At 72.5% G+C, this 9164-nt stretch carries 8 protein-coding genes; 5 read left to right on the top strand and 3 right to left on the bottom strand.

What is annotated here, in order from left to right; all coding sequences use genetic code 11:
* Positions 1-166 precede the first annotated feature (166 nt).
* Positions 167-904, top strand: coding sequence for a prepilin peptidase (locus ACSNOD_RS23955; RefSeq protein WP_436769100.1), 738 nt, complete (start codon positions 167-169; stop codon positions 902-904).
* Positions 905-1217: 313 nt separating this feature from the next.
* On the opposite strand, the gene mgrA is transcribed toward ACSNOD_RS23955, so the two are convergent.
* Complete coding sequence (gene mgrA / locus ACSNOD_RS23950) at positions 1218-2255, bottom strand: L-glyceraldehyde 3-phosphate reductase (protein WP_436769099.1); 1038 nt, start codon at positions 2253-2255, stop codon at positions 1218-1220.
* 135 nt (positions 2256-2390) lie between these two features.
* Between mgrA and ACSNOD_RS23945 the strand changes: the two genes are divergently transcribed.
* From ACSNOD_RS23945 to ACSNOD_RS23930, 4 genes are all read left to right on the top strand, one after another.
* Positions 2391-3191: an isoprenyl transferase gene (locus ACSNOD_RS23945; RefSeq protein ID WP_436769098.1), complete on the top strand. Its 801-nt coding sequence runs from the start codon at positions 2391-2393 to the stop codon at positions 3189-3191.
* Between the two features lie 506 nt (positions 3192-3697).
* On the top strand, positions 3698-5035 hold the full coding sequence (locus ACSNOD_RS23940) for a PhoH family protein (RefSeq protein ID WP_436769097.1): 1338 nt from the start codon (positions 3698-3700) through the stop codon (positions 5033-5035).
* Between the two features lie 472 nt (positions 5036-5507).
* Positions 5508-6233: a transglycosylase SLT domain-containing protein gene (locus tag ACSNOD_RS23935; RefSeq protein ID WP_436769101.1), complete on the top strand. Its 726-nt coding sequence runs from the start codon at positions 5508-5510 to the stop codon at positions 6231-6233.
* 109 nt (positions 6234-6342) lie between these two features.
* Positions 6343-7782: an AI-2E family transporter gene (locus tag ACSNOD_RS23930; protein WP_436769096.1), complete on the top strand. Its 1440-nt coding sequence runs from the start codon at positions 6343-6345 to the stop codon at positions 7780-7782.
* A gap of 107 nt (positions 7783-7889) precedes the next feature.
* Here ACSNOD_RS23930 and ACSNOD_RS23925 read toward each other — a convergent pair whose 3' ends face one another.
* Both ACSNOD_RS23925 and ACSNOD_RS23920 read right to left on the bottom strand, forming a co-directional pair.
* Positions 7890-8423, bottom strand: coding sequence for an alkyl hydroperoxide reductase (locus tag ACSNOD_RS23925; protein ID WP_436769095.1), 534 nt, complete (start codon positions 8421-8423; stop codon positions 7890-7892).
* An 11-nt stretch (positions 8424-8434) separates the two neighbouring features.
* Positions 8435-8989: a peroxiredoxin gene (locus tag ACSNOD_RS23920; protein ID WP_436769094.1), complete on the bottom strand. Its 555-nt coding sequence runs from the start codon at positions 8987-8989 to the stop codon at positions 8435-8437.
* Between the last annotated feature and the right edge of the window lie 175 nt (positions 8990-9164).

Genomic DNA, 9164 nt, shown 5'->3' with positions numbered 1-9164 from the left:
CCCCGTCACTGTCTACCCCGCGCCGGGCGATCCACCCCGCCGAGCACGTATCCCGCACCGGGCGGGCCCGAGGGTTCCCCGGTCCGGGCCCGTGGGTTCCCCGGTCCGGGCCCGCGGGTTACGCCGACCGGGCCCCGAACCCGCCCGGCCCGCCTACGGTCGTACCGTGCATGCGTTACTGATCGCGGCCGCCGCCCTCCACGGCGCCGCCACCGGTCTGCTCGTACCGCGCGCCGTCCACCGGCTGGCCGTGCCGCCCGAGACGCCCTGGCGCTCCACCTGCCCCGCCGGGCACCCGCTCACGGGGGCCGCCCGGGGCTGGCTCGGCCCCGCCCGGTGCGGCCCCTGTGCCCTGCCGTACGGGCCCGGGGTGCCCGCCGCGGCCGGCGGCGGCGCGCTGGTGTGCGCCGGCCTCGCCGCGGCGGTCGGCCCCCGCCCGGAGCTGGCGGTGTGGCTGCTGCTCGTGCCGTTCCTCGCGGTGCTCGCGCTGGTCGACGCGGCCGTGCACCGACTGCCCGACGTGCTGACGCTGCCATTGGCGGCCGGGGCGGCGGCGCTCCTCGGCGCGGCCTCGGCGCTGCCCCGCGGCGGCGGCACCTGGCCCGGCGCGTTGCTCGGCGGGCTCGCCCTCGCCGGCTGTTATCTGGTCCTCCACCTGATCCACCCGGCCGGCCTGGGATTCGGCGACGTCAAGCTGGCGCTCGCCCTGGGCATCGCCCTCGGGTGGTACGGCTGGCCCGTGCTCGTCGTGGGCACTTTCGCCGGATTCCTCCTCGGCGCGCTCTACGGGATCGGCCTGCTGCTGGCCCGCCGCGCCCATCGGCGTACGGCGGTTCCGTTCGGCCCCTTCATGATCTGCGGGGCGCTCGGAGGCCTTGTCCTGGGCGGGCTGTCGGCGCCCTGAGGGGCGCGAGGGCCCCGCGCCCGTCAGCGCTCGGGGGCCCGTCACCCTCGCCGATGCACGAAGCACCCCTCGGCACCGGCTATGGTGGGAACCCCCCCTCGGGCCGGTCCGTATCCCCCCCACGGACCGGCCCGCTTTTTTCTGCCGGCCGGGGGGCCGTGCCGGGGGTCCGGGGGTTGTCCCCCGGGGGATGGAGTCCCCCACGGACCGGCCTGCTTTTTCTTGCCGGCCGGGGGCCGTGCCGGGGTCGGGCGCGGCCCGCCCCCGCCGCCGTGCGTGGCCGAGGCGCCGCGCTCCGCACGGGGCGCGCCCCCTAACCCCGCGCCGCCCAGATGTTCACGCCCTCCGTCGTGCGGGCCAGCGTGTCGATCTCGGCGATCTCCTCGTCCGTCAGCTTCGCCGCGCCCAGCGCGGCGACGTTCGCCTCCAGCTGCCGCACGCTCGACGCGCCGATCAGCGCCGACGTCATCCGGTCGTCCCGCAGCACCCAGGTCAGCGCCAGCTGCGCGAGCGACTGGCCGCGGCGCCGGGCGATCTCGTCGAGGCCGCGGAGCCGCCGTACGACCTCGTCGGTCAGCAGGGCCGGGTCCAGCGACGTGCCGCGGGACGCCCGCGAGCCCTCGGGAACCCCGTGCAGGTACTTGTCGGTGAGCAGCCCCTGGGCGAGCGGCGCGAAGGAGATGCACCCCATGCCCTCCGCCTCCAGCGTGTCGAGCAGCTGATCGTCCTCGATCCAGCGGTTGATCATGGAGTACGAGGGCTGGTGGATCAGCGGCCGCACCCCCATCCCGCGCAGCAGTCGCGCCGCCTCGCGCGTCTGCTCGGCGTTGTACGAGGACACGCCCACGTACAGTGCCTTGCCCTGCTGGACCGCGGACGCCAGCGCGCCCATCGTCTCCTCCAGCGGGGTGTGCGGGTCGAACCGGTGCGAGTAGAAGATGTCGACGTAGTCGACGCCCATCCGCCCGAGCGAGGCGTCGAGCGAGGACAGCAGGTACTTGCGCGAGCCCCACTCCCCGTACGGGCCGGGGTGCATCAGATAGCCCGCCTTGGTGGAGATGACGAGCTCGTCCCGGTACGGGCGGAAGTCCCGCGCGAGGAGCGTGCCGAAGTTCCGCTCGGCCGCGCCGGGCGGCGGACCGTAGTTGTTCGCCAGGTCGAAGTGGGTCACCCCCAGGTCGAACGCGCGGCGCAGGATCGCCCGCTGGGAGTCGAGCGTGCGGTCGTCGCCGAAGTTGTGCCACAGGCCCAGCGAGATGGCCGGCAGCTTGAGGCCGCTGTGCCCCGAACGGCGGTATTCCATGGAGTCGTAGCGCTCGTCGGCAGCGCGATAGGGGGAAGTGTTTGTCACAGCTTCTTCCCTATCACGCGGATGCGGGCCCCTGAGTTCGTGCCATCCGGCGGTGGCGCAGTAGGGTTGGCGCCCTCGAACGACTGCCACCGCGGCAGCGACTGCCACTGCGGCACGGAGGGGCTGGACAGAGCGATGCGGCGATCTTCCGGGGGTCGACGGACCCCGTATCCCCGCTTGGTGCGCGACCTGGTGTACGGGCTGTACGCACGCCGGGTCGAGGGCCGCCTCGACCACGACCAGGTGCCCAAGCACATCGGTGTCATCCTCGACGGCAACCGCCGCTGGGCGCGGGCCGCGGGCAGCACCACCGAGCAGGGCCACCAGGCGGGCGCCGACAAGATCCAGGAGCTGCTGGGCTGGTGCGCGGAGACCGACGTCGAGGTCGTCACGCTCTGGATGCTCTCCACGGACAACCTCCAGCGGCCGCCGGAGCAGCTCAACCCGCTGCTGGCGATCATCGAGGGCGCGGTGCGCCGCATCGCGGAGGACGGCCGCTGGCGGGTCCACCACGTCGGCAACATGGACCTGCTGCCCGCCCACACCCAGACGGTGCTCAAGGAGGCCGAGCAGGCCACGCACGACGTCGACGGGCTGCTGGTCAACGTCGCCGTCGGCTACGGCGGCCGGCAGGAGATCGCCGACGCGGTGCGCTCCCTGCTGATGGAGCACGCCTCCCGGGGCACCTCCATCGAGGAGGTCGCCGAGACCCTGGAGATCGAGCACATCGCCGAACACCTCTACACCCGTGGCCAGCCCGACCCGGACCTGGTCATCCGCACCAGCGGCGAGCAGCGCCTGTCGGGGTTCATGCTCTGGCAGAGCGCGCACTCCGAGTACTACTTCTGCGAGGTCTTCTGGCCGGCGTTCCGGAAGGTCGACTTCCTGCGGGCGCTCCGCGACTACGCCGCACGGCACCGCCGGTACGGCACCTGATCCCCACCGCGTACGCGACCGGGCCCCGTCGACCGACGGGGCCCGGTCCCGTTTCCGGCGCGGGCCCGATCCCGTACGTGCGCGGGCCCGGTCGCGTTCCCGGTGCCGACCCGATCCTGATCGGCCGCTGCATGGCCATGCGCGTTCGAGGGAATATCCCTTCCAAGTCGACGCCCGCCATGGGCGTCCGGCACCAGCGGGCGGCGTGGGGCCGCCCGCCCGGGAGGCCCTTTGCACACGGACGACCGTGCGGTTCGGCCGGCTGCCGCCGAGGCTGTCGGACACCCACCAGGCTCCGGACACGGACGATGCGGAGGGCCGGCGCACGGTCCCCGACGCGCTCGCTCCGCTGACCGGCCCCGCGCTCCGCGCGCCGACCGCGCCGATCGCGCCGACCGCGCCGGTTCTCCGTCCCCGCACCGCGGCCCGGCCCCGGTTCCTTCCCCCGCGACGCGCGCGTCCCGAGCCCGTCGCTGCTCAACTCGTCCGAGGGGGTTCGTCCACCCGTGGTGACCAGCACGAAGCGCCGCATGCACGACCGGCGCACCTACGTCCTCGACACGAGCGTCCTCCTGGCCGACCCGAACGCCATGGCCCGCTTCGAGGAGCACGAAGTCGTGTTGCCGATCGTCGTGGTCTCGGAGTTGGAGGCCAAGCGCCACCACCCCGAGCTGGGGTACTTCGCCCGGCAGGCGCTGCGCCTGCTGGACGAGTACCGGCTCCGGCACGGCCGGCTCGACGCCCCGATCCCGATCGGGGACCTGGGCGGCACGCTCCGGGTCGAGCTCAACCACTCCGACCCGGGGGTGCTGCCGGCGGCCATGCTGAGCGACCGGGGCCGGCTGGGCGACAACGACTCCCGCATCCTCGCGGTGGCCCGCAACCTCCAGGCCGAGGGGTACGACGTGACCGTCGTCTCCAAGGACCTGCCGCTGCGGATCAAGGCGTCGTCCGTCGGGCTGCTGGCCGAGGAGTACCGCGCCGAACTGGCCATCACCGACTCGGGATGGACCGGCATGGCGGAGCTGACCGTCGAGCCCGACCAGGTGGACGAGCTGTTCACCGCCGAGAGCGTGGCCGTGCCGGAGGCGGCGGAGCTGCCGGTCCACACCGGCCTCGTGCTCCAGTCGGCGCGCGGCAAGGCGCTGGGCCGGGTGACCGCCGACGGCCGGGTGCGCCTGGTGCGCGGCGACCGCGAGGCGTTCGGCATCCATGGCCGCAGCGCCGAGCAGCGGATCGCGCTCGATCTGCTGCTCGACCCGGAGGTCGGCATCGTCTCGATGGGCGGCCGGGCCGGCACCGGCAAGTCCGCGCTGGCCCTGTGCGCCGGGCTGGAGGCGGTGCTGGAGCGCCGGCAGCACCGCAAGGTGATGGTGTTCCGGCCGCTGTACGCCGTGGGCGGCCAGGAGTTGGGGTACCTGCCCGGCAGCGAGGCCGAGAAGATGAGCCCCTGGGCCCAGGCGGTGTTCGACACGCTCTCGGCGGTCACCTCCGCCGATGTGATCGAGGAGGTCGTGGGGCGCGGCATGCTGGAGGTGCTGCCGCTCACCCACATCCGGGGCCGCTCGCTCCACGACGCGTTCGTCATCGTGGACGAGGCGCAGTCCCTGGAGCGCAATGTGCTGCTGACCGTTCTCTCCCGGGTTGGGGCCAACTCCCGGGTGGTGCTCACCCATGACGTCGCCCAGCGCGACAACCTCCGGGTGGGCCGGTACGACGGGGTGGTGGCCGTGGTCGAGAAGCTGAAGGGCCATCCGCTCTTCGCCCATGTCACGCTCACCCGCTCCGAGCGCTCCCCGATCGCCGCCCTGGTGACCGAAATGTTGGAGGACGTCCGCATCTGACATTGCACCTGACACCCCGACACCACCGCCCGGGGTGCGGCGAATGCACCGATTTCATGGCGCCGCGCGGCAAAGCGAAGGAGCTTAGCCGCGCGGCGTCGTGTCGCGCCCGGGTTTCCAGGAAACTCCTGGTGCAAACGGGGTGTGACGTTTCCCACGCAACGAAGAATTGCTTCGCGGCGTCGGCTTCCGGCAGGGTGTGGGTCCTGTCAGGCCCCGCGTACGGCACAGCAGCACCATGGGGCACTTCCCCCGCGGAACACCGTGGAGAGTGCGCCATGCGGGACAACTCAACACGCGTTCGCCGTACGCCGCCCGAGCATCACGCGTGACGCCCCCGGGACTTCCCGTGGGGGAAGCGCGCGGGCCCGTGGCTCCCGTGGCCAGTCGGCCCCGCTTCCCGCGGGACCGGAACAAGGGGAGTCCAGCGACAAGGGGCACGATCGCGTCCGCGAGGTCACCCATGCGGACGATGCTGGAAGGAAACCGTGTGAGCCGGATCTCGGTCCGGGGATTCGCCGTGGCATCCGCCACCGCGGTCACCACCGTCGGCGCCGTCGTGGGCGTTGCCGCGGGCAGTGCGCAGAGCACGACGACGCACACCGAGCCCACCGCCGCCGGCACCCCGCTCCTCGCGGACATATCCGCCGGGTCGCAGGCCCAGTTGCAGACGGCCTCGCTGACGCAGCAGGCGGACGCCCAGTCCTCCGTGGCCGACACGGCCGCGAAGAAGGAAGCGGAGGAAGCGGCCCGCAAGCAGGCGGCGAAGGACGCGGCGGCCAAGAAGGAAGCCGCGGAGAAGCAGGCCGCCGCCGAGAAGGAGGCCAAGCAGCGCGAGGCCGAGAAGGTCGCGAGCCGCTCCGCCGCCCGCGCCGACGCCTCCGACTTCGCGGTCCAGAGCTCGTACACGGTCGCCCAGGTGCAGGCCATCGCCCGGCAGATGGTGCCCGCCGACCAGTTCCAGTGCTTCAGCAACATCGTGAACCACGAGTCCACCTGGAACTACCGCGCCACCAACCCCTCCTCCGGGGCCTACGGCCTGGTCCAGGCGCTGCCCGCCTCCAAGATGTCCTCCGCGGGCGCCGACTGGCGCACCAACCCGGCCACGCAGATCAAGTGGGGCCTGGACTACATGAACGAGCGGTACAAGAGCCCCTGTGGCGCCTGGTCGTTCTGGCAGGCGAACAGCTGGTACTGAGCCGTACCGCCCACGCCGCTCCGCGAAGCCCCCGGCCGATTCTTCGGCCGGGGGCTTCGCGCGTGTAACGTCGTCGGCGACGACCCGGGGGACGGGGGAGAGGGAAGAGATGTCCAAGTTGCCGGAGTGGTTCGGTGGTCTGGGTGCCGGGCTGTCGCGGCTCGCCTCCCGTCTCGAGGAACGCCGGGCCCGGGCCGAGGCCGAGAGTGAGCCGGGGGCCGCCGCGCCGTTCCCCGCTCCCGATCCGAGAGGCCCGGCCGGCGTGCCCCCGGGCGGCCCGCCCGGCGAGCCGCCGGCCACCCACCGGCCCGAGGGCGCGCCCGCCGCCGAGGCCGAGGCCCCGGGGACCGCGCCCGAGCACGTGCCCGCCCCGCCCGCGTACGCCCCCGCCGTCGCCGCCCGGCCCGACCCGGCCGCCGCGGTGCCCTGGGGCATGCGGGTCGCCGCCGAGGTCGGCTGGCGGCTGCTGGTCGTGGCCGGCACCCTCTATGTGCTGATGCGGATCATCAGCTCCGTACGGCTGGTGGCCCTCGCCTTCGTCGCCGGACTGCTGATCACCGCGCTGCTGGAGCCCACCGTGGCCTGGCTGCGGCGCAAGGGCCTGCCGCGCGGCCCGGCCACCGCCATCACCGCCGTCACCGGCTTCGTCATCATGGGGCTGGTCGGCTGGTTCGTGGTCTGGCAGGTCATGGAGAACCTGGACACCCTCTCCGAGCGGGTCCAGGACGGCATCAACGAACTCCAGAAGTGGCTGCTGGAGAGCCCGTTCCATGTGACCGAGGACCAGATCAACGACATCGCCAAGAGCCTGCGGGAGGCGATCGGCTCCAACACGGAGGAGATCACCTCGGCCGGGCTGGAGGGCGTCACGGTCATCATCGAGGTGCTGTCCGGCCTGCTGCTCGCCATGTTCAGCACGCTGTTCCTGCTGTACGACGGCAAGCGCATCTGGGAGTGGACCCTGCGGCTGGTGCCCAGCGCGGCCCGCGAGGGCGTGGCCGGCGCCGGCCCGGCGGCCTGGCGCACGCTCACCGGCTATGTGCGCGGCACGGTGGTCGTGGCCCTGATCGACGCGATCTTCATCGGCATCGGGATCTACTTCCTCGGGGTGCCGATGGCGGTGCCGCTCGCCGTGTTCATCTTCCTCTTCGCCTTCATCCCGCTGGTCGGCGCCGTGGTGTCGGGCGCGCTCGCGGTGATCGTGGCGCTGGTGACCGAGGGCGTCTTCGTCGCCCTGATGTCCCTGCTGGTGGTGCTCGCGGTGCAGCAGATCGAGGGCCATGTGCTGCAGCCGTTCATCCTGGGGCGGGCGGTGCGGGTGCACCCGCTGGCCGTGGTGCTCTCGGTCACCGCGGGCGGGCTGATCGCGGGCATCGGCGGCGCGGTGGTGGCGGTCCCGCTGGTGGCGGTGACCAACACGGTGGTCGGCTATCTGCGCTCCTACACCACCGAGCGGGCGCTGCGCGCGGTTCCGCCGGGGCCCCACGGGGCCACCGCCGCGGAGATCGCGGCGCGGCCGCCGTCCCCGCCCCCCTCGCGGGAGGGGTGAGCGGCGCCTCCGCCGCCGTCCGCCCCCGGGCGGCCCGGCTCCCGACATGCGAGTGGGGCCCCACCGGCCGATGCCGGTGGGGGCCCACTCGTGGTCCTCGGGGTGGCTCAGCCCGCCAGCACGCTCTCGGCGTCGACGGTCGCACCCACGGCCTGGATCACCGCGGCGATCTTGAAGGCCTCCTGGATCGTCTCGCGCGAGACGCCCGCCTTGCGCAGCACCTGCTCGTGCGAGTCGAGGCACATGCCGCAGCCGTTGATGGCGGAGACCGCGAGCGACCACAGCTCGAAGTCGACCTTCTCCACGCCCGGGTTGCCGATGACGTTCATCCGCAGGCCCGCGCGCAGGGTGCCGTACTCCGGGTCCGACAGCAGGTGCCGGGTCCGGTAGTAGACGTTGTTCATCGCCATGATGGCGGCGGCGGCCTTGGCGGCCGTGTACGCCTCCGGCGACAGGTTCGCCTTGGCCTCCGGCTCCAGCTCGCGCAGCACCCGGGGCGACCGCGAGGCGATCGCGCAGGCGAGCACGGTGCCCCACAGCTGCTGCTGGGGGAGCTCGGAGTTGCCGATGACCGAGCCGAGGTTCAGCTTCAGGTCCTTGGCGTAGTCCGGTATGGCGGACTTCAGCTCATCGAGTGCCATGGTGAATCAGCTCACTCGCCCGAGAGCAGCGAGACCGGGTCGAGGGTGCTCTCGCCCTTGGTCCAGTTGCAGGGGCACAGCTCGTCGGTCTGCAGCGCGTCGAGGACCCGCAGGACCTCCTTGGGGTTACGGCCGACGGAGCCGGCGGTCACCATGACGAACTGGATCTCGTTGTTCGGGTCCACGATGAAGACGGCGCGCTGGGCGTAGCCGTCCTCGCCCTCGACGCCGCAGTCGCGCATGAGCTCGTGCTTGGCGTCGGCGAGCATCGGGAAGGGCAGGTCACGCAGGTCGGCGTGGTCCTTGCGCCAGGCGTGGTGGACGAACTCGGAGTCGCCGGAGACACCGAGGATCTGGGCGTCGCGGTCGGCGAACTCGTCGTTCAGCTTGCCGAACGCGGCGATCTCGGTCGGGCAGACGAAGGTGAAGTCCTTGGGCCAGAAAAAGACCACGCGCCACTTGCCCTCGTAGGACTTGTGGTTGATCTGCTCGAACTCCTTGCCGCTCTCGAGCGAGACGCAGGCGGTCAGGTCGAACTCGGGGAACTTGTCACCGACAGTGAGCACGCGCTCTCCTTGCAGCGTTCCGGAGGCCCCTGGTCCAGGCCGGGGAGCCTCCTGAGGGTTGGACGAGGATCACCCTGCCACAGCGCGCATTGATTACTGAAATAGCTAGACTGGAAAATGTTGATCGGAGGTACTTATCAGTGACCGTGCCCAAGGGCCCCGCCCGCCCCACGAC

It is taken from the genome of Streptomyces sp. URMC 123 (genome assembly GCF_051386515.1).
GTDB lineage: Bacteria > Actinomycetota > Actinomycetes > Streptomycetales > Streptomycetaceae > Streptomyces.
This window is presented reverse-complemented; position numbering and strand designations above follow the sequence as displayed.

Bases quoted from the DNA above. Each gene is read 5' to 3' on its own strand.
- ACSNOD_RS23945 (WP_436769098.1), top strand. From the start codon at position 2,391: ATGCGGCGATCTTCCGGGGGTCGACGGACCCCGTATCCCCGCTTGGTG.
- ACSNOD_RS23935 (WP_436769101.1), top strand. From the start codon at position 5,508: ATGCTGGAAGGAAACCGTGTGAGCCGGATCTCGGTCCGGGGATTCGCC.
- ACSNOD_RS23930 (WP_436769096.1), top strand. From the start codon at position 6,343: ATGTCCAAGTTGCCGGAGTGGTTCGGTGGTCTGGGTGCCGGGCTGTCG.
- ACSNOD_RS23925 (WP_436769095.1), bottom strand. From the start codon at position 8,423: ATGGCACTCGATGAGCTGAAGTCCGCCATACCGGACTACGCCAAGGAC.